Consider the following 19,404-nt stretch of genomic DNA (forward strand, 5'->3'; position numbering starts at 1 on the left):
TAACCCTTGTTTTGGGATGGTTCCGAATTTAAGTGATTGGTCTTACACCTTAATGATATCTAAGGCACTTTCACCGAAGCCTATCAATTGCCCGTTTTCAAACACAATAGGAGTGCACTCGTCTTTAGTGGTAGCGCCGTCGCCACTCTTACGTTGGGTGCGATAAAACAAAATGCGATACTGAGAACCTTCTTGTTTGAGAAGCTCATCAAAATCAGGGACGCCCAACTTGCTTCTAACACTTTGAATGGAGGCATCCATATCTAGTTGCCCTATAAGTTCTCTGTTACTTTGTTCTAGTTCAGACCAACTTCCATGCTGACTCAGCCTTTGATCGTCATAATCATCCTGTACTGAAATAACACAAGCTGATAATAAAAATGCGCTTACAGCGAGTGTGATAATACTTTTTTTCATAATAGTTCCTTTGCGTGCTCTACAATATATATAATTTAAAGAATTGCCCCTTTACCAAGATTACGCAGATAAAGGATATACTTGATAGCCTTATTACAAAAACCAGACCACAATACAAAGAATGTTTTATTCTAACTAAAACAATAACTTATGATTGAAACCAATATTTACTCATAAAGTCCTTGTGTCAATAGCACTATTTAATTAAAAATATCGCTAATTATTGGTAATTTTAGCAGTAAAAAAAATGTCAGTTTCAAGCGTAATTAGTATTTGTCAGAAATTGACAAAGGAAGGAAAAACACCCACAACCGCTCTTGTAAAAATGCATTTGCAAAGCCCTTTACCCTTAGCTCAAGTTTTAAAAGGCTTGCAGTTGTTTCAAGCAAATCCGAATCAAGCATTTGAAGTACCAGAACATAAAGAAGAGCCGGTGCAGAGTGCTTGTTGCAATTGTGGAGAAAAGATAGCTGTATTACAGCGGCAATTAGATGCGATAAAACTAGAGCTTAAAGCTCTACAAGAGCAGGCGCTGGCGAAATAAGGTTAATAAATTCACTTAAATTTACAGCAACCGTTTTATGTGGCTCTTTACCCACCCTTTCAACTACAACCGCGCCGGTTGCTATATCTATTGACAATACAATGTCTTCTTCGTCGGTAATGGCAAAAAACAAGGTATCAGCTTGTTTCAATCTACGCTTCATTAATACATGCGCAATTAAGTTTTTTTGCAAGCGGTCAAAATCATATTCGTTCCATGCCTGTAAAATCGTAAAATTACCGTCATCTGCGTGTGCATTTAGATCATGACTGTAATAAGCACAGAATAAATATTGAAGCTCCTGCGGTATTTTTATAGATAAAGCCTCTTCAATATTAGATAAATTTGCCTCCCCTGCTCTTGAAAAAGGCTGCCAAGGAACCAAATCTTCGTTTGCCTTGTTAACAACATCGTCTGATTTTATACATGGCGACATCCAATCTTTATCGAAATACGTAAGTAAACCTTGATTAGCGGGCGTAGATTGATCAATGTAAGATTGCACAAACTGGTCAAAAATACTTTCAAATAAAGGGGCGTGAGGGGTCATAGCGTTCAATACCTTCTTAAAAGGTGACAATTATTAGCGAAAGAGGATAGCAAGGCATATTCTGAAAAGAAAGCAGCCTTCATGATAAGATTAAACCAACAAAGAGGCGAGCATTTGCCAGCCTAATATTTGAGTCACTATATTTGCAAGGAAATTTCATTGGATCATTTAACACTAGGTAAAAAAACAGAATATTCAGAGTACTACGATGCATCCCTACTCCAGGGGGTGCCACGTTCCTTGAGTCGAGATGAAATAGCGCTACCTGACCCTTTGCCTTTTACTGGGTCAGATATGTGGAATGGCTATGAAGTGTCATGGTTAAACACGAAAGGTAAACCGCTTGTGGCTATTTTACAATGCAGCGTCCCCATTGATTCGCCTAACTTGATTGAGTCAAAATCATTTAAGCTTTATTTAAACAGTTTCAATCAAAGCAAGTTTGATGACGCTGATTCAGTATTGAACTTAATGCAGAGGGACTTATCAAAATGCGCTGGCGCTGAGGTAAGGCTCAAATTAATACCAAGTCGCGATTTCTCGCAGCTCAAAATTGGCGATTTTAGCGGTACTCTTCTAGATGACATAGATATTGAAATTGATAATTATGGCCTACAACCAGAAAAGTTATCGTGCGAAACAGGACATGTGCAAGAAACCTTAGTAAGCCATTTGTTAAAATCTAATTGTTTGATCACCAATCAACCCGATTGGGGCAGTGTTATGATCAAATACGAAGGTAAAAAAATTCAACATAGTTCACTTTTGCGATATCTTGTTTCTTTCAGACAACACAATGAATTTCATGAACAGTGTGTTGAACGAATTTTCTATGATATTTTGCGTTTTTGTCAACCCGAAAAACTTACCGTTTATGCAAGATACACGCGCCGCGGGGGCCTTGATATAAACCCATTTAGATCTAACTTTGAATCGCCCTATCAAGATGAACGCCTTGCTAGACAATAAATTACCCGCACTATTACAAAATAAATGTGTCACAAAGGATATTAGATGAGTAACGTTTACCAGTTAAATCCCGTTGGTTGGATGTCGCAGCTGTCACAGTTAGAAATGAATCTACTAGAACAATCAACAACAGATGACCTACATCAAATCTTTAGAAACTGCTGCCTTGCAGTGCTAAATGCGGGTGTTGAGCAAGATGATTCAGAGGCTCTTTTTGATGAGTATAAAGATTTTTCAGTTCGCCTTATTCGTAAAGAGCGAGGGGTTAAAATTGAACTCACAAATCCACCCGAAAATGCCTTTGTAGACGGAAAGTTAATTTCAGGAGTACATGAGCACCTGTTTTCTGTGCTGCGCGATATGCTCTATATGAGCAGTAAGCACAACGCTCAATTTGATTCTATTGCACATAGAATAGAAACTCCTGATTGCGCCAATAACGACACTAACATTACTACCCACGTGGTATTTGATATGATGCGCCATGCCAATGCCATCGGTGCTCAGGCTCCGGCAAACATGGTAATTTGTTGGGGTGGGCATTCTATTGTAATGGAAGAGTATAAGTATACCAAAGAGGTTGGCTACGAGCTTGGTTTGCGAGGCATGAATATTTGCACAGGCTGCGGACCAGGAGCCATGAAAGGCCCCATGAAAGGAGCCGCAATCGGCCATGCTAAGCAAAGAATTAAGCAAGGCCGATATTTGGGTATAACAGAGCCTAGCATTATAGCCGCAGAGCCCCCTAACGCTATTGTAAATGAACTGATTATTATGCCTGATATTGAAAAACGCCTTGAAGCATTTGTTCGAATTGCGCACGCAATTGTGATATTTCCAGGTGGTGTAGGCACGGCTGAAGAGTTGCTTTATTTGCTCGGATTAATGTTAGATGATGCCAACAAAGACCAAGTTATTCCCTTGATACTAACAGGCCCTGAAAGCAGGCGTTCATACTTTGAAGCAATAGATGACTTTATTGGCGCCACCTTAGGCCCGCAAGCTCAAAGTAAGTACAAAATAATTGTTGGTGATGCTGCTAAAGTTGCCACCGAGCTTGCGCAAGCACAAGAAACAGTGAAAGACTTTAGAAAAGAAAAAGGCGATTCATTTAATTTTAATTGGACCTTACATATACCTACTGATTTTCAACAGCCTTTTATTCCAAGCCACGAATCAATGGCTGCATTAGATTTACATTTGAACCAACCAATTTCTGCCTTAGCGGCCACATTGAGAAAGTGCTTTTCAGGTATAGTAGCGGGTAACGTTAAGTCTGATGGGGTTAAACAAATAAAAGAGAAAGGCCCCTTCCAACTTAGTGGCGATGCTCTACTGATGGAAAAAATGGACACATTACTAAGCTCTTTTGTCGCACAAGGGCGAATGAAGCTTCCTGGCTCAACTTATACTCCTTGTTATAAGGTACATGCTTAATGCTTCCCTTAATACTCATTCACAGTGATTACTCGCGCAGTTTCTATGCGCTAAGCGATTACATACCCATCACTCAAATCAATTTTGGCCATACATGCTATCTGAATTATAAAGACTGGTGTAAAATAAACGCATTACGATTAAATCAAGTAGCGCTTAGCTAACAAGGAAACCCAATGACACAACAAAGAATTACCGTAATTCCAGGCGACGGTATTGGCCCAGATATCATCGATTCTGCGATTCAAGTGCTTAATAAAGTAGGATGCGACTTTGCCTACGACTATGCAGATGCTGGCTTGATGGCACTTGAAAACCATGGTGAGTTGCTTCCTGAAGAAACCAAAGCCTTAATTGCGAAAAACAAAGTCGCGCTAAAAGGCCCTTTAACTACTCCTGTAGGGGAAGGCTTTACGTCAATTAATGTGAGTCTGCGTAAGCAATTTAAACTGTATGCTAACTTGCGCCCAGTATTATCATTTAACGGTACCAAAGCTCGTTATGAAGATATTGATATTATTACTGTGCGTGAAAACACTCAAGGTATGTATTCAGGCTTAGGCCAAGTGGTTTCGGAAGATGGCAATGAAGCTGAAGCCATGAGTAAAATTACGCGTGAAGGTGCTGAAAAAATAGTGGTTTTTGCATACGAACTTGCTCGCCGCGAAGGCCGTAAAAAAGTCACCGCCGTTCACAAAGCTAACATTCTTAAATCAACCTCAGGATTGTTTTTGAAAGTAGCTCGTGAAGTAGGCGCTCGTTACCCTGACATTCAGTCAGATGAAATGATTGTTGATAATTGCTGTATGCAGCTTGTAATGAACCCACATCAGTTTGATGTGATTGTGACCACAAACTTATTTGGTGACATTTTATCTGACCTATGTGCAGGTTTAGTAGGCGGATTAGGTATGGCGCCAGGCGCTAACATTGGTGAAGATTGCGCAATCTTTGAAGCTGTACATGGCTCAGCACCTGATATTGCAGGTAAAAATTTAGCTAATCCAACCTCGGTTATTTTAGCTTCGATTCAAATGCTTGAGTATTTGAATATGGCCGATAAAGCAGAAAAAATTAGAAGCGCTTTAAAAGATGTGATTGAATCAGGCGATCGCACGACTCGCGACTTAGGTGGGGAGCACGGCACCACTGACTTCACGCAGGCAATTTTAGAAAGACTGTAACACTTAAAGTCTTAGGAAAGAATATAAGCCAGAGTACGCAAAAAGCGGCTCTGGTTTTTTTATTTCCAAAATAAAGCCTTTATTGCATTGCCACTTTAAATTTTGGCTTAGTATTTGTATAGCAAGTACTTATTTAGCAGTATTGCGTTTAAACAACAAAATTTTGGCTAATTTATTACGCTTTAAAATAAGAGAGGCAACAGTGGCGTTGAGAGAAACAATAATAGAAAAGTTTAACGAAGCTTTAGAGCAAATTGATTCTGATAAAGAGTACCTCACCATTCGTGATGAGCAAATACTATTAGATACTGATTTAGATTCTTTAGGGTTTGCCATTTTAGTTGCCCTACTTGATGAAGAACTTGGGTTTGACCCATTTCAGTTAATGCAAACGCCAGTTTATCCAACAACTTTCGGTGAATTCGTAAATATTTACGAGAATGCAAATGGCTAAAGCACTAAGGGAATATCTTTCTTTAGTTCCGCCTGAACGGCCATTTTTACTTGATGAGCAAGGTGAAGCACTAAGCTATGGCGCTGTGCTAAAGCTCACTGATGACACAGCTAAAAAATACGCTCATTTAAATAATGCAAGAGGTGCAATTGTAAGCGATAGCAGTTACACAATAGCACTCTTGTTACCCGCTCTTAATTCTTTGCTAAGCGGTATTTATTTACAAGCACAAGACATTACTCCCGAGCATGCTAAGAGAATTTATAAAGCCGCCAAAATTGATTTCATTATAGAGTTAAGTGAAGGGAAGATAAAAAATATCACTCGCATTAGTGAAGATACACCTTTTGCAAATCATGATGATGCCAATTCACAAGACATATGCACTTGCTTGTTAGCTACTTCAGGCACAACAGGTGAGCCGAAGCTCTTATCTTACACATTAGATACCTTATTCGCGACAAGTAGCAAGAATATAGACGCAGGGCAAAAATATCGCTGGGGCTTATGTTATGAGCCAAACCGATTTGCTGGCTTACAGGTGTATTTACAGGCTATAGCGTCTGGTTCATCACTTTTAGTCGCAAGCGATTTAAGTAATACAAGTGCTTTGCTAAGCGTATTTACTCGAGCCAATGTAAATAGCATTTCAGCAACCCCCTCTTTATGGCGTAAATTCCTCATGAGCCCTGAACATGCACTATTATCTTTGAGTAATATCACCTTAGGGGGCGAAATAAGCCAACAAACCTTACTTAATTCATTAGTGCATGCATTTCCTAAGGCTCACATTATACATATTTACGCTTCTACTGAAGCGGGAGTTTCAATTACGGTCAAAGATAAAAAAGCGGGATTTCCGAGCGCTTGGTTAAACAAAAGTAAATCGCTGCCTGTTGAGTTAAAAGTAGTTAATAGAATACTATGGATAAAAACTCAGTTTCCTGCAGATGATATTGTATTAGGTGAACTAAGCAAAGATAACGATGGCTTTATCAATACCGGTGACATGGTTGAAGTACTAAACGAACGCGTACAATTTATTGGTCGGGATAATGGTTCAATAAACGTGGGGGGCAATAAAGTAATGCCAGAGAAAGTCGAAAACGTCCTACTGGCTCACCCAGAAGTGTTGATGGCTAGATGTTATGCTAAAACAAATTCAATATTGGGTTCATTGGTTTGCGCAGATATTGTACTTAAAACACATAAAGAGCAATTGGATAACAAAGCGCTAAAAAGAAACTTAAAATTTTTCTGCAAAGGCAAGCTGAACACTTTTGAAATACCCGCAACATTTAATTTTGTACAAACGATTGCTACTAATATCAACGGAAAAATAAAAAGGTAATTTTTCATGAAAAAATCGGTAATTGTAACGGGAGCGGGAAAAGGCTTGGGGCTTGAAATTAGTAAAGTATTGCTAAAAGAAGGATATAAAGTAATTGCTATAAGCCGAAGTATAACAGAAGCAAGCGAATCCCTCAGCCAAAAATACCCTCAAGATTTTTCATTCTACATGTTTGATTTTGCCAAGCTTAAAGAAATATCTTGGCTAGTAAAAGAAATAGTTAAAACACATGGTAGGCCATACGGTTTAGTCAATAATGCAGCGATTGGCAATGATGGCGTTCTTGGCACCATGCATGAACAGGATATTAGCGACATTATTCGCATCAATATTGAAGCCCCCATATTAATGAGTAAATATGTGTCACGTTCAATGATGCTTAATAAGCAAGGGCGCATAATAAACATTGGCTCAATCATTGGCTCTACCGGCTTTAATGGATTAAGCGTATATGGCGCAAGCAAAGCAGCCATGCAAGGCTTTAGCAAATCGCTAGCGCGAGAATTAGGGCGGGCAAATATAACGGTAAACACCCTAGCACCAGGATACATGCAAACAAACATGACCACAGGTTTACAAGGTAATAAATTAGCAAGCATTGAGCGTAGAAGCCCACTAGGCCACCTAGCTAACGTTAATGATGCGGCTTATGGCGTAGTTTACTTATTATCAGAAGGTGCACGAAATGTAACCGGCACTAGCTTGACCATAGATGCAGGTAGCACAGCGTAATATAATTATTGTTACCCCGAACAGCTTATTATAGGTCCTAACTTATACTTCGACTCCGTTGTACTGTGATGCTAGGTCATCTAAATCAGAACACGTTGAATCAAACCCCCTACCATCAAACTCATAGCTAACTTGTACGCAGCTAGAGCGCTTAAACAAACGGCCTTTAACCTCATGCAAAGACCAATGCTTTAACTCGTTTAAAAAGCGATGAGCAACTTGCTCATTACTAAATTGATACTGAATGGATGTGATCATATTTTGTGAGAAATTAAGTGAATTTTGAAAATCTGTACTCAAAGCCAAGTTGGCGAGCACGCAAAGTAACTATAAGCTAATTGTACGTGCAATTGCACGCTAACCCAACTAAAAGGAAACTTAAATGAAACTACAAAAATGGATGATTACTTTCTCAGTATTAGTGCTTGCTTTGATGCAATATTCTCATAGTGTACAAGCAAACGGCAAAAGTACCGGCTTATCTAGCATGACAGCTAATAACATTTTTATGCAGGATACTGCGCAAGTAGCAAACTCTGTAAATATCAATACTGCTAGCGCAGATGAATTATCAACTCTACCAGGGGTTGGTATGAAAAAAGCAGAAGCTATTATTGATTATAGAGAACTAAATGGAGACTTCACATCAACAGAAGAAATTGTGAATGTAAAAGGTATTGGGCCGAAAATGCTTGAGAAAATAAGCGCGCTAATAACTATTTAAGCGACTATTATTCTGCTAGTCAAAACGCTATTCATACTAGCACTGAAACTAAAAAGCCAACACACCTCAAATTAGTGTGATGGCTTTTTTAATAGTTTTATTCTGTGAATATGAAGCTAGCTACTAGTAATTGGCAGCTACTTCTTTCAAGTATTCAATAAATTCAGGTCCAAGCTCAGGGTGACGAACAGCATAATCTATATTCGCTTTCATATAACCAAGCTTGCTTCCACAATCATGGCTTCTACCTTTCATGTAATACGCATCAACTTGCTCATGCTCCATAAGCGTATCTATAGCATCTGTAAGCTGAATTTCACCGCCGGCGCCAGGAAGCGTAGTAGGTAATAGGTCCCAAATCTTTTCAGATAACACGTAACGGCCTACAACCGCTAAATCAGATGGTGCATCATCTAAATCAGGCTTTTCTACCATTTTATGAATTTTAGCTGATTCACCAGGGTTTAAATTCTTCCCTTCCAAATCAACAATACCAAATTTAGAGACATCTTCTTGAGCCACTTGCTCAACCATTACTTGGCTAACACGGCTAGTATTAAATTTTGCAACCATATCAGCTAAGTTATCTTTTTTCGGATTACTTGTTGCATCATCAATAATAACATCAGGCAGTACAACGGCGAACGGGCTATCACCCACCATAGGTAGAGCACACATAATTGCATGACCTAAGCCATTAGCAACACCTTGACGCACGTGCATAATAGTTACATCTTTAGGGCAAATTTGTTGTACAGCCTCTAGTAACTGGCGCTTAACACGCTTTTCCAAGGTAGCCTCTAGTTCAAATGACGTATCAAAGTGATTTTCAATGCTATTTTTACTCGCGTGGGTAACAAGAATAATCTCTTTAAGTCCTGCTTGCACACACTCGTTAACAACGTACTGGATAAGTGGTTTATCAACAACGGGTAGCATTTCTTTGGGAATAGCTTTAGTTGCTGGCAACATTCTTGTACCTAGTCCTGCAACGGGGATAACTGCTTTTTTCACTTGACTCATTGTAGCTTCCTATTTATTGCGTTACTTACGTAACCTTTCATCCTAAATTAAATAACCGGTGATACCGATAATCCACGACCTATTGCATAGTAATGCAATCCGTATTCCGAAACGGTTTCTGGGTCAAATAAATTTCTTCCGTCAAATAAAACGGGGGTTTTTAAGGTGCCTTTAATATGCGCAAAGTCAGGCGCTTTAAACGCCTGCCATTCAGTACAAATTACTAAGCAATCAGCGTTATTTAAAGTGGCTTCTTTAGTGCCCATTAAACTTAAGTCACTGCGTGCACCATAAATTCGCTGGGTTTCTTCCATCGCTTCTGGATCATAGGCTTGGACCTTGGCGCCCTGCTCCCACAATTTCTCCATCAGCACTCTTGAAGAAGCTTCACGCATATCATCGGTATTCGGCTTAAATGATAAACCCCACAAAGCAATGGTTTTTCCAGCCACATCATTGTTAAAATGACGCATGATGTAATCAAATAATTTTTCTTTTTGGCGGTAGTTAACTGCTTCTACTGATTGCAATACCTTAGCATCATAACCCACTGCAGTTGCACTACGAATAAGCGCCTGCACATCTTTAGGGAAACAAGAGCCGCCATAACCACAACCAGGATAAATAAATTGATAACCAATTCTTGAATCACTACCAATACCTTTACGAACATTTTCTATGTCTGCACCAAATTGCTCTGCTAAGTTTGCCATTTCATTCATAAAACTGATTTTAGTGGCTAGCATGCAGTTCGCAGCATATTTTGTGAGTTCTGCGCTGCGCACATCCATAACAATAATTTTATCGTGGTTACGATTAAATGGTGCATACAATTCACGCAGTTTCTTCTCAGAAGTAGCGCTTTTAGTGCCAAGAATTATCCGGTCAGGGCTCATGCAATCTTTAACTGCGGCGCCTTCTTTAAGAAATTCTGGGTTTGATACCACATCAAACGTAAAATCATTCCCCACTTCAGCGAGTACTTCATTCACTCTTGCCGTGACTTTATCTGCGGTGCCTACAGGAACAGTAGACTTGTTGATGATAATTTTATGACCGTTCATATGCGTAGCTATGCTGCTCGCTACCGCTAATACGTATTTTAAATCAGCTGAGCCATCTTCATCAGGTGGTGTACCTACAGCTATAAATATTACATCACCGTGTGCAATACCCGCGGCTGCATCAGTAGTAAACTTTACTCTTCCAGCTTCAAAATTTGAAGTAACTAGTGGCGTCAAGCCAGGCTCGTAGATGGGGATTATGCCTTTTTCAAGGTTATCTACTTTATTTTGGTCTACATCTACACAAACTACTTCGTGTCCTACTTCAGCTAACACAGCTGCTTGCACAAGGCCTACATAGCCTATACCAAAAACCGTTACTTTCATTAATATTTCCTTTTACAAAACGAGCTAAACATTAGCAACATTGTATGACGTGTACATTACAAAACTATATAAGCGCCCATAAATAAGTTTCCACTTATAAAGTAATTTCAGATGTCGACTATAGCGAATATTGCAGCACAAAAACAGGGCGCATTATTTCTTATGGTGCAATGAGTGAGCAATGTGGGATGGGTATATAATAGGAACACCTTAACCTCCCCATGAAACGATTAAAACAAAAGCAATAAACATGCCCGCAATAAAATTATTTGATCACGTTTAATTTTGGCTTTCTAAGTTCAGTAGAATCTTTTGATTGCTCTTTATTTCGTTGCGCCCATACTAAATCACAAATACCGTCGGTTGGATTAAAACCGGTTGGTGCATTGAGTAAAATTTCACGTATGGTTTCATGATCAAAGTTATGACAAGCTCTATCGAGTTTGTCTAAAATGGGCGATAAGTCATCCCATGAGAGCATCGCCTCATTCGCGGTTAATATCCGCTCATGGAAGGTCTCAAGCACGTTATCACCTATCAGCAATTCTTCATACAACTTTTCACCCGGGCGAAGACCAGTACATGTGATTGCAATATCCCCATCGGGATTTTTGTCGTCTTTTACATCAAGACCAGACAAACGAATCATTTTTTCGGCTAAATCTTTAATTCTCACCGATTCACCCATATCAAGCACGAACACATCACCGCCTTTCCCCATTGCCCCCGCTTGTATAACAAGTTGTGCTGCTTCCGGTATGGTCATAAAGTAACGAGTGATATCTTCATGAGTAAGTGTAATAGGCCCGCCTTCTTTTATTTGGCGACGAAATAAGGGGACTACCGAACCGGAAGAGCCAAGTACGTTCCCGAAGCGCACCATGCAAAAACGTGTTCCTGTATTCACTTTGGCTTCTTCCAAAGCTTGCAAAACCAATTCAGCCATACGTTTGCTCGCCCCCATGGTGTTAGTGGGCCTTACAGCTTTGTCAGTTGAAATAAGCACAAAGGTTTCAACACCTGCATTAATTGCAGCTCGGGCGGTGTAATAGGTGCCAAAAACGTTATTCCTAACGCCCTCAACCACATTATGCTCCACTAACGGTACATGCTTATAGGCAGCTGCATGATATATAGTATCCACGCCAAATGACTTCATCACTGCTTCAACACGGTTAATGCGCTGTACAGACCCCATTATGGGATAAAGTGTTGTTTTTAGGCCTTGCTTAACAATATATTCTGATAGCTCTTTTTCAATTTCATACAAGCCATATTCTGACAACTCAAACAAAACTAGTTTAATGGGTTTGTATTTTAAAATTTGACGGCAAAGCTCCGAGCCTATTGACCCACCAGCGCCAGTCACCATTACCGCTTTTGCAGTAATGTGCTGTGCCATTAATTGCGGAATAGGCGTTACGGGTTCGCGGCCTAACAAATCTTCTATTTCTACGTCAATAATTTGGTCATCAGGTACGTTTCCTTCAATAACATCTTTAAAACCAGGTATGGTTTGCACCTTTACAGACAGGTGTTCTAACTGGCTAATTACCTGATTTCTGCGAGAACGGCTAGCACTAGGCAATGCTAACAACACTTTGTATGCTTTGTGTTCAAAGATAAGTGTACGTAATTCTTGAATATCTATTACTGGGACACCTTGAATAATTGAACCTTGCTTAGCCTTATCATCATCAATAAATGCGCTTACATAATATTCTGCGCCTGTTGCCAAACCAGTCGCTAGCTGACGTCCTGCGGAGCCTGCGCCATAAATCACTACTGGTTTTTTATTTGAGCCAGAAAAGTGACCTATTGAAGCCCGAACGATTAATCTTGAGCCCCCCACCGTTAAGAGTATTAATGCTCCATATATTAGCGGCATAGTCCTAGGGATAGGAATAGAAGAGAAAAAAGCAATTATTACAATACTAGACGTAGAAAGTATTGTTCCTGCAACAATCGCCCACACTGCTTGCGAACTCATATAGCGCAGAACTGCACGATACAAGCCCAAACGAATAAAGATAAAAACACTCAATGAGAGAATTATAGGAACAATCGACCAATAACTGCTCTCAAAAAAAGGGGTAAAACTATCTAAACGTATGAAAAGCGCTAACCAAAATGACGAGAAAATGCACATCGAATCCACAACTAATGTCACAGCCCGTTTTGTTTTTCGGCTGGCATTGAATAATTTAATTAGGGGGGTTACGCGCAAGTTTTTCTCGCTATGCTCTGAGTCTAGTGGCTTTTTAGTAGAACTCATTTCTTTCCTTGAAATAAAATTTTCACTCTGTGAGTATAGCTCAATACGAGCTTATTTCAACTACTTAAAACTTATCTGCAATGCGCTTTTCTTAACAAATATACACTGGCACACTACATTGGTCTTTATTGTAAGAGGTAAAGTCTAGAATTCCTGTTTTTAGAGTGGTGTTTAATAAGCCGTATATTTCTTCGTCCAACCGCTAATACGGGAACGAATAAATAAATATATGGATTAATGGTAGCGATTCACCTACTACTTAGTAAATGATTATTGATTGTCACTCTGTACTCTATCACCTGCACCTTTTCCAGTTATGGTCATAATAATGAATTTAAAGTACTGAGTTAATGACAGCTCAGCAATCATCTTCTGATCAGTTTCAGCAAGCAGCTTTGGCGTAGACATATCAATGGTGCTCACCTGTGCAAGCCCTGTAATACCGGGTAATACGGCATACACACCACGGCTATCTCGTTCAGTAATTAACTCTTCTTGATTGAACAAGTTTGGCCGAGGACCTACAAAACTCATTTCGCCCTTAAGTACATTTACTAACTGTGGTAACTCGTCTATTTTAGTTTTACGTAAAAAGCCGCCCAATTTAGTGATAGAAGCCGCACTTGCAAGATGACTGGCTACCGATTTGGTTTCAACTGTCATAGTGCGAAATTTAATAAGTTTAAATGGCCGTTTATTTTTACCCATGCGTTGTTGAATGAAGATCGGCGAGCCGGTATCAAAGTAACCAATAATAGTAACAACAATTAAAATTGGAGAAGTGGTCAATAGACCAAAGAAAGCCAGCAAAAAATCGAGGAGACGGATTAAAATTATATGCATTGGTTAATTATGTCTTTTATTTGTATAAACTGAGGGTTGCAAGAAAAGCATCAGCTGTTTTATTCATTGATTCAGCCGAGCTGCAAGGTGGTTGCCAATTTAACATTTCTTTTGTTTTTGATATATCAACTTGTAACGACCCACATAACCGTTGCGCTATAGTCGTTTTACCCATTAGCTTTGCAGTCAAAGTAAACCATGTACCAGGAATAGGTAACAATCTATTCGGCACACCTAATGCGGTGGCGATATTAGCCAATAATTGAGAGGTTGAAACATCATCATCGTCAGATACCATAAAGGTTTGATTTGCCGCATTAGGGTGGTCAATACAAGTAACAATTAAATCAACTAAGTTATCAACCGACACTAAGCTACGTTTATTGCTCTTGATACCACCTAATGGCACTGGCAACCCTCTGTTAACCCATTTCATCATCGAAGCAAAGTTAGCCTTCACACCTGGGCCATATACCAATGGTGGACGAATTATTACAACCTCCATACCTGTCTTCGCTGCAATTTCGCGCAACCCTACTTCAGCTTCATACTTACTTAAGCCGTAAGGGTCAGTGGGTATAAATTGATCATCAGGCCTAAACGGTAAATCGGGTTTTGTCGACTCGCCATTTACCTTTACTGAACTAAGAAAGATAAAACGTTTTAGGCCAGCATTCGCAGCTTGCTGCGCTAGATTAAGCGTACCGTAGGTATTTACCTCTCGAAACGCCTCTAATGGATCTGTCGCGCTATCATCCATAATATGCACTCGAGCAGCGCAGTGGATAAGTACATTTGTATCTTGCAAAGCAACCGCGAAATCAGTATCGGCATTAATTTCACTTTGATAAAATGAAGATTTAGTTGTTTTTGAAGGATTTTGCCTTCCCAAACAACGGACGCTTTTATTTTTTAAAGCATCAAACAATGCTCCGCCAACAAATCCAGTGGCCCCTGTCAGCAATATCATTTAAAAATATAACCCATCATTTTACTCGGATACTTGGACATAATAGAAAACCAATTTGCTTTAATTCCGTTGCTTCGGCAGGACGCCAATATTTCTCTATTAAGTATAAAATTAGACATAAAACCAGAAGTACTTAGTCCCCCCAATCGCATTTTTACAATTTCTTCATCTAAATAGGTAAATGATGTGTTTGGCAACGAAAAAATCCGCAGTAGCATATCAAAATCAGAAGCTATCTTAAAATCAGTACGGTATAACCCTGCTTTTTCATAACACTCTTTTTTTGCGTAAAACGAAGGATGAGCAGGCATCATACCTCGCGAGAACTTTGATTTGTTAAATCCAGCAGATGAATAATGCCTTTTCTTAACAGAAAAGTCATGTTTTGAATAAAAACCAACGTTACCATATATACCATCACTATTACCTATGGCGGATACTAAGTTAATGATTGTTTCTTCACTTGCGAGGGTATCGTCCGAGTTCAGCACACCAACAATATTGCCAGTGGCTAACTTAATACCTTTGTTCATTGCATCATAAAGCCCATAATCAGGCTCACTAACATGTACACTTACCACCGCTTTATATTTTGACACTATTTCGTTTGTGGAATCGTTAGATTTACCATCAATGACAATATATTCGATGTTAGGGTAAGTCTGGGATTGAACAGATTGTATTGTATCTTCAATCGTTTTCTCAGAATTAAAACATACCGTAATGATTGAAACTTTCATTTAATAAATATTTCCAAGTAAATAATTGTTTGAATGTTTTAGCTTATTTTTTTATTGCTACAAACTTTATCGCATATTCTAGTTCGTCAAAAAATCGTTTCTGTAAATCAAGTTCTGGTTGAGTAGTAGAAATCACTTTTGTCTTTATAGTTGAGCAAATTAATGTCGCAAGTGATTCGATATTTCGGGGATCGAAAAACAAGAATTCACCATGTTTTGGCTCTTGCTCTCTATGGATTGGGATATCGGAAAGAATCATCTTTTTACTAAGAGATTTAGCTTCTTCGACAGTGCTACTCCAACCTTCAAATAAAGAGGGGTTGAGAACAAAAGAACTTCCAGCCATTAAAGCTAAAACATCACTACCAGGTATTAAACCTAATACTTTATATTCATCAGAAGTAATGTCCATATCTCGAATAAATGTTTGACATTTTTTAAATGACTCCGACTCGGTACTACCTGTAGAAACAATCTGAAATGGTTTTTCTCCCTTCATTCGGAGAAACTTAATAGCTCGCAAAACAACTTCATGGTTTTTATGAGGCCAATATTGATTAGGTAAGAATATATACTTATCTTCAAGTTGGTACTTTTCTTTTACTGCCTCAATATCTTTTTCGGGTACTTTTGCTACCTTCACAGCAAACCTTATAACAAACAACTTATCCTCTGGAGTAGGGTATGTTTTTAAAAAACTATTTTTCGCATCATAGCTACTGAAAACAACACCAGATGAAAATTTTGCTTGCGCTAAAAAACCAATATTACGTTTTAGTTTTTTCAGCATTGAAAACATTTTCGGGAGATATATGTGCTGTAAATCAGGGATCCAAGATAAGACGGGTGTTTTAAAATTCCAACCAAAAAATCTAGCATTACTGTAAAAAACATCAATATTGTGTTTCTCCGATAAAAGAGAAACAACCTTATCTTTACCAAGAAGCACTGCAGACAAAACATCAGTTAATTTTTGCTGAGTAGATTCAACATAAGCTAACTCAACATTCTTCATGGATAAAAGCAACTCTTCAAAATCACCATCAATATCACGCGACATAAAAACGATTACTTCGATACTACTTGAATATTCGGAAAGTAATGCCACTAATCTTAAGTAATAATTTGCCCCGCCCATCCAAAGTTTTGGCGATGGAAAAAAAATACCTAGTCTTATTCTTTTATTATTCATGATTCTGTTTGTACCAATTGACATACTGAGCAACACCTTCATCTAACTTAACTTTGTATTTTCCACATAGGCTATCTTTAAATACGCAATCTGAAACTAAAGAAAATGGATCGCCAGCTCGAGATGAATTGTTAAAAACAATGTCAATGTCAACTTGACCGTTAAACCAATGCATACACAAAAGCGAAATAAGTTCAGCTACGGTATGTTTTGTCCCCGTCCCTAAATTTACAACACATGGGCTTGAGTTCCCTAAACTACCAAGCGCATAAAGGCTATCGCAGACATCATTGATATGAATCCAATCCCGTTCTTCATTTCCGGTTCCAAAACAAGTTAAAATTGTCGGCTTATCTATGTTTCTAAGTTTGTTACACATATCCCAGAGTAATTGCTTTCGCAAGCCGTTACCATAAACTGAGAATATTCTTACAGCTGTAATTTTTAAATTATGATTTGAACGGTACATTGAAGCTAGACGCTCAACCATCTCTTTGTGATAACCATAATTAGAATAAGGGTTAACTTTTGAGTTTTCTCTAAGCTTTCCGCCTGAGTGACTACCGTATACCGCTGCACTTGACGCAATAATCACATTAGTTTCAGGTGAATTTACACGAACCCATTCAAATAATAGTGAAGCAGTATCGACACTTTTACAAAAGTCCCCATAAGGGTTGTCGACTGCGGTCCCGACCGAAGATCCACCAGCAAGATGATAAATAGTCTTAGGTTTACCTTTCATTAGCTTAAGAAGTTTATTGAGGTTATTGAAATCAACATAGCCATTTAAAAAATTACTATTTGATTTTTTCTCTCCTCCACTACCAACACCATATACATTACAGTCTTGCTGGGAAAGTTTATTTACAAGGTTGCTTCCGATAAAGCCAAAACAACCAGTTACGATAACTTCATTCAAAATTGAGCCTTTTTTATTGTTAAATAATACTACTGAAATTTTTTGCTGCCAAAATATAAGGCATCAATATTAATTCATTGCCTACCTTTATTAACTCTAAATACTGCTCTTGACTTGGAATTAAGGATTCATCTATATCGGTTTTTACCCATTTTTGAGAATGAAAATCAAACCTTTTTATAACTTTTGCGGGGTTACCAATCACAATGGAAAAGGGTGGGACATCATTTAAGACAATTGATTTAGCGCCAATAATTGAACCGTGACCAATATTCACATTGCCGATAACGGTTGCACCATAGCCAAAAAAACAATTCACCCCAACTTGTATTACATTTTCACTATCTACTCCTGTTTTAATGTAGGGAGACATGACTGAGTCAATATTATGGGATGCGCCAATAAATGAACAATTCGACGCAGTTAATGCATATGCGCCAATGGTAATATGCGCCCCTGCAGTTAAAAAGTTATTTTCACCAATAAATGAGTTGTCACCAATAGTTATATACTGTGTACTTCGATTATTTCGGTGGTTGACATTGAGCCACGTACGATTACAAATAACCACATTACGACCTAATGAAACTTGTCTCCAACCTGTCACTCGCGCAGTCCTTGATATGGTGCATTTAAAAAAATACTTATATCTGTAAAAATATCCCATAAAACCTGTAATGAAATAATAACCACGTAGCATCATCAGACCTACATTACTTTTTGCTAGCTCTCTAAGCTTAACCTTTAACTCATTTAGCATAGGATACCCTTTTTAGAAGAGATTTGATGTAACCAACTATCTTTTTATTTAAGCGTTTTCTAAGATGTTTTTGTAAAGTCCCAACCTTAAATTCAGACAGTTCGACAACATCTGGATAGTTTATATCGATCGTCGAGTAGGAGATGGCTGATGAAAACAATTCACTCGAAGCATAAGATGAATGAGTGCCCCCGTCATTAAAACCGTCGTTTACGACCAGGCTTTGAGGAGGATAAAGTGTCAAACCGTCATACGAATACACATAAGAATACCAACGAATGGCCCAAGAGCTTATTTTTCCGCTACACTCTAAATTAATCATCCTTGAAAAATTAAACGAACCACCAAAGTTGTATTTAGTTTTATCACTTTTTGTCACTATTAAAGATTGATAATTTGTCGTCAAATCAAAACCTTGCCACTTGCTTTTCCATGTAGCCCAGCCCCAAGAATTTGTGATAGGTAAAAAAAACGCATCTATTCCATCTTCAGGTTTATAGTTATAACCGGATATTTGATAAACCTTTTCATGCCCATTGTATTTAATTAACCCCGTCCGCATAAAGTTATAAAATTCCGAGTCTAACTTCAAATCATCTTCGATAACTATAACTGCTTCATAATGTTTTAGAACATCAGATATTCCACCATGAATTGAATATTTAAGCCCCAAGTTTTCGTCCCTTGCAATAATTGTTGCTTGAGGCATTAACTCTTTAGACACTTGATAGCACTCATCAGTAAGAATCCGTTCTTTCAAATTTCTAGGACCATCAATAAAAACAAAAATATCATCTGTTTGTGCATTGTGGCAACTAAGGTATGAATTGAAAGTATTCTTCAATTTATCTGGTCTATTAAATGCGAAAAAAACGACTGCTATTGTTAGACCTTTACTGCTTTTTACTTCTTTCATGATATTTCTC

Annotated in this window: 21 protein-coding genes; 8 read left to right on the forward strand and 13 right to left on the reverse strand. The window is 38.4% G+C overall.

Annotated elements, in window-relative coordinates; genetic code table 11:
* Positions 1-42: 42 nt before the first annotated feature.
* Positions 43-417: a DUF3192 domain-containing protein gene (locus ACOI22_RS05840; RefSeq protein ID WP_420671070.1), complete on the reverse strand. Its 375-nt coding sequence runs from the start codon at positions 415-417 to the stop codon at positions 43-45.
* Between the two features lie 247 nt (positions 418-664).
* On the opposite strand from ACOI22_RS05840, the gene ACOI22_RS05845 reads away from it, so the two are divergent.
* Complete coding sequence (locus tag ACOI22_RS05845; protein ID WP_420671071.1) at positions 665-961, forward strand: hypothetical protein; 297 nt, start codon at positions 665-667, stop codon at positions 959-961.
* Here ACOI22_RS05845 and syd read toward each other — a convergent pair.
* Positions 927-1,511, reverse strand: a complete 585-nt coding sequence (gene syd, locus ACOI22_RS05850; RefSeq protein ID WP_420671072.1) for a SecY-interacting protein — start codon at positions 1,509-1,511, stop codon at positions 927-929. The two genes, ACOI22_RS05845 and syd, sit on opposite strands and share 35 nt — an antisense overlap.
* A gap of 159 nt (positions 1,512-1,670) precedes the next feature.
* Here syd and queF point away from each other — a divergent pair, with 159 nt between their 5' ends.
* From queF to ACOI22_RS05880, 6 genes are all read left to right on the forward strand, one after another.
* Positions 1,671-2,480: an NADPH-dependent 7-cyano-7-deazaguanine reductase QueF gene (gene queF / locus ACOI22_RS05855; RefSeq protein ID WP_420671073.1), complete on the forward strand. Its 810-nt coding sequence runs from the start codon at positions 1,671-1,673 to the stop codon at positions 2,478-2,480.
* A 45-nt stretch (positions 2,481-2,525) separates the two neighbouring features.
* Positions 2,526-3,917, forward strand: coding sequence for a nucleotide 5'-monophosphate nucleosidase PpnN (gene ppnN / locus ACOI22_RS05860; RefSeq protein ID WP_420671074.1), 1,392 nt, complete (start codon positions 2,526-2,528; stop codon positions 3,915-3,917).
* A 176-nt stretch (positions 3,918-4,093) separates the two neighbouring features.
* The gene (locus ACOI22_RS05865) at positions 4,094-5,101 is read left to right on the forward strand and encodes an isocitrate dehydrogenase (RefSeq protein ID WP_420671075.1); all 1,008 of its coding nucleotides are present in this window, start codon (positions 4,094-4,096) and stop codon (positions 5,099-5,101) included.
* A gap of 202 nt (positions 5,102-5,303) precedes the next feature.
* Positions 5,304-5,555, forward strand: a complete 252-nt coding sequence (locus tag ACOI22_RS05870) for an acyl carrier protein (protein ID WP_420671076.1) — start codon at positions 5,304-5,306, stop codon at positions 5,553-5,555.
* Positions 5,548-6,906 carry an AMP-binding protein gene (locus ACOI22_RS05875; protein WP_420671077.1) on the forward strand — a complete coding sequence of 453 codons (1,359 nt, stop codon included), beginning with the start codon at positions 5,548-5,550 and terminating at the stop codon, positions 6,904-6,906. The genes ACOI22_RS05870 and ACOI22_RS05875 overlap by 8 nt, the downstream gene beginning before the upstream one ends.
* Positions 6,907-6,912: 6 nt before the next feature.
* On the forward strand, positions 6,913-7,638 hold the full coding sequence (locus tag ACOI22_RS05880; RefSeq protein ID WP_420671078.1) for an SDR family NAD(P)-dependent oxidoreductase: 726 nt from the start codon (positions 6,913-6,915) through the stop codon (positions 7,636-7,638).
* Positions 7,639-7,680: 42 nt separating this feature from the next.
* On the opposite strand, the gene ACOI22_RS05885 is transcribed toward ACOI22_RS05880, so the two are convergent.
* On the reverse strand, positions 7,681-7,896 hold the full coding sequence (locus tag ACOI22_RS05885) for a hypothetical protein (RefSeq protein WP_420672324.1): 216 nt from the start codon (positions 7,894-7,896) through the stop codon (positions 7,681-7,683).
* A 124-nt stretch (positions 7,897-8,020) separates the two neighbouring features.
* Here ACOI22_RS05885 and ACOI22_RS05890 point away from each other — a divergent pair, with 124 nt between their 5' ends.
* Entirely contained in the window at positions 8,021-8,362 is a 342-nt protein-coding gene (locus ACOI22_RS05890; protein ID WP_420671079.1) for a ComEA family DNA-binding protein, read from the forward strand.
* A 123-nt stretch (positions 8,363-8,485) separates the two neighbouring features.
* Here ACOI22_RS05890 and galU read toward each other — a convergent pair whose 3' ends face one another.
* The 10 genes from galU to ACOI22_RS05940 all read right to left on the reverse strand — a co-directional run bounded on the left by galU (position 8,486) and on the right by ACOI22_RS05940 (position 19,394).
* Positions 8,486-9,385 carry a UTP--glucose-1-phosphate uridylyltransferase GalU gene (gene galU, locus ACOI22_RS05895; protein ID WP_420671080.1) on the reverse strand — a complete coding sequence of 300 codons (900 nt, stop codon included), beginning with the start codon at positions 9,383-9,385 and terminating at the stop codon, positions 8,486-8,488.
* Positions 9,386-9,432: 47 nt separating this feature from the next.
* Positions 9,433-10,776, reverse strand: coding sequence for a UDP-glucose dehydrogenase family protein (locus ACOI22_RS05900; RefSeq protein WP_420671081.1), 1,344 nt, complete (start codon positions 10,774-10,776; stop codon positions 9,433-9,435).
* 265 nt (positions 10,777-11,041) lie between these two features.
* Positions 11,042-13,051 (reverse strand): polysaccharide biosynthesis protein, encoded by a 2,010-nt coding sequence (locus ACOI22_RS05905; protein ID WP_420671082.1) that lies wholly within the window; start codon positions 13,049-13,051, stop codon positions 11,042-11,044.
* A 270-nt stretch (positions 13,052-13,321) separates the two neighbouring features.
* The gene (locus ACOI22_RS05910; protein WP_420671083.1) at positions 13,322-13,894 is read right to left on the reverse strand and encodes a sugar transferase; all 573 of its coding nucleotides are present in this window, start codon (positions 13,892-13,894) and stop codon (positions 13,322-13,324) included.
* Positions 13,895-13,910: 16 nt separating this feature from the next.
* Positions 13,911-14,864: a UDP-glucose 4-epimerase family protein gene (locus tag ACOI22_RS05915; RefSeq protein WP_420671084.1), complete on the reverse strand. Its 954-nt coding sequence runs from the start codon at positions 14,862-14,864 to the stop codon at positions 13,911-13,913.
* Positions 14,861-15,604, reverse strand: a complete 744-nt coding sequence (locus ACOI22_RS05920) for a glycosyltransferase family 2 protein (RefSeq protein WP_420671085.1) — start codon at positions 15,602-15,604, stop codon at positions 14,861-14,863. Before ACOI22_RS05920 ends, ACOI22_RS05915 begins: the two co-directional genes overlap by 4 nt.
* Positions 15,605-15,647: 43 nt before the next feature.
* Positions 15,648-16,820, reverse strand: a complete 1,173-nt coding sequence (locus tag ACOI22_RS05925) for a glycosyltransferase (RefSeq protein WP_420671087.1) — start codon at positions 16,818-16,820, stop codon at positions 15,648-15,650.
* On the reverse strand, positions 16,789-17,718 hold the full coding sequence (locus tag ACOI22_RS05930) for an NAD-dependent epimerase/dehydratase family protein (protein ID WP_420671088.1): 930 nt from the start codon (positions 17,716-17,718) through the stop codon (positions 16,789-16,791). The genes ACOI22_RS05925 and ACOI22_RS05930 overlap by 32 nt, the downstream gene beginning before the upstream one ends.
* Positions 17,719-17,737: 19 nt before the next feature.
* On the reverse strand, positions 17,738-18,478 hold the full coding sequence (locus tag ACOI22_RS05935; protein WP_420671089.1) for an acyltransferase: 741 nt from the start codon (positions 18,476-18,478) through the stop codon (positions 17,738-17,740).
* Positions 18,468-19,394: a hypothetical protein gene (locus ACOI22_RS05940; protein WP_420671090.1), complete on the reverse strand. Its 927-nt coding sequence runs from the start codon at positions 19,392-19,394 to the stop codon at positions 18,468-18,470. The genes ACOI22_RS05935 and ACOI22_RS05940 overlap by 11 nt, the downstream gene beginning before the upstream one ends.
* Positions 19,395-19,404 lie beyond the last annotated feature (10 nt).

Source organism: Glaciecola sp. 2405UD65-10 (genome assembly GCF_048820975.1).
Classification (GTDB): Bacteria; Pseudomonadota; Gammaproteobacteria; order Enterobacterales; family Alteromonadaceae; genus Glaciecola.

Coding starts and splice junctions, on each gene's coding strand:
- ACOI22_RS05840 (WP_420671070.1), bottom strand. CDS start 417: ATGAAAAAAAGTATTATCACACTCGCTGTAAGCGCATTTTTATTATCA.
- ACOI22_RS05845 (WP_420671071.1), top strand. CDS start 665: ATGTCAGTTTCAAGCGTAATTAGTATTTGTCAGAAATTGACAAAGGAA.
- syd (WP_420671072.1), bottom strand. CDS start 1,511: ATGACCCCTCACGCCCCTTTATTTGAAAGTATTTTTGACCAGTTTGTG.
- ppnN (WP_420671074.1), top strand. CDS start 2,526: ATGAGTAACGTTTACCAGTTAAATCCCGTTGGTTGGATGTCGCAGCTG.
- ACOI22_RS05865 (WP_420671075.1), top strand. CDS start 4,094: ATGACACAACAAAGAATTACCGTAATTCCAGGCGACGGTATTGGCCCA.
- ACOI22_RS05875 (WP_420671077.1), top strand. CDS start 5,548: ATGGCTAAAGCACTAAGGGAATATCTTTCTTTAGTTCCGCCTGAACGG.
- ACOI22_RS05880 (WP_420671078.1), top strand. CDS start 6,913: ATGAAAAAATCGGTAATTGTAACGGGAGCGGGAAAAGGCTTGGGGCTT.
- ACOI22_RS05885 (WP_420672324.1), bottom strand. CDS start 7,896: ATGATCACATCCATTCAGTATCAATTTAGTAATGAGCAAGTTGCTCAT.
- ACOI22_RS05890 (WP_420671079.1), top strand. CDS start 8,021: ATGAAACTACAAAAATGGATGATTACTTTCTCAGTATTAGTGCTTGCT.
- galU (WP_420671080.1), bottom strand. CDS start 9,385: ATGAGTCAAGTGAAAAAAGCAGTTATCCCCGTTGCAGGACTAGGTACA.
- ACOI22_RS05900 (WP_420671081.1), bottom strand. CDS start 10,776: ATGAAAGTAACGGTTTTTGGTATAGGCTATGTAGGCCTTGTGCAAGCA.
- ACOI22_RS05905 (WP_420671082.1), bottom strand. CDS start 13,051: ATGAGTTCTACTAAAAAGCCACTAGACTCAGAGCATAGCGAGAAAAAC.
- ACOI22_RS05910 (WP_420671083.1), bottom strand. CDS start 13,894: ATGCATATAATTTTAATCCGTCTCCTCGATTTTTTGCTGGCTTTCTTT.
- ACOI22_RS05915 (WP_420671084.1), bottom strand. CDS start 14,864: ATGATATTGCTGACAGGGGCCACTGGATTTGTTGGCGGAGCATTGTTT.
- ACOI22_RS05920 (WP_420671085.1), bottom strand. CDS start 15,604: ATGAAAGTTTCAATCATTACGGTATGTTTTAATTCTGAGAAAACGATT.
- ACOI22_RS05925 (WP_420671087.1), bottom strand. CDS start 16,820: ATGTCAATTGGTACAAACAGAATCATGAATAATAAAAGAATAAGACTA.
- ACOI22_RS05935 (WP_420671089.1), bottom strand. CDS start 18,478: ATGCTAAATGAGTTAAAGGTTAAGCTTAGAGAGCTAGCAAAAAGTAAT.
- ACOI22_RS05940 (WP_420671090.1), bottom strand. CDS start 19,394: ATGAAAGAAGTAAAAAGCAGTAAAGGTCTAACAATAGCAGTCGTTTTT.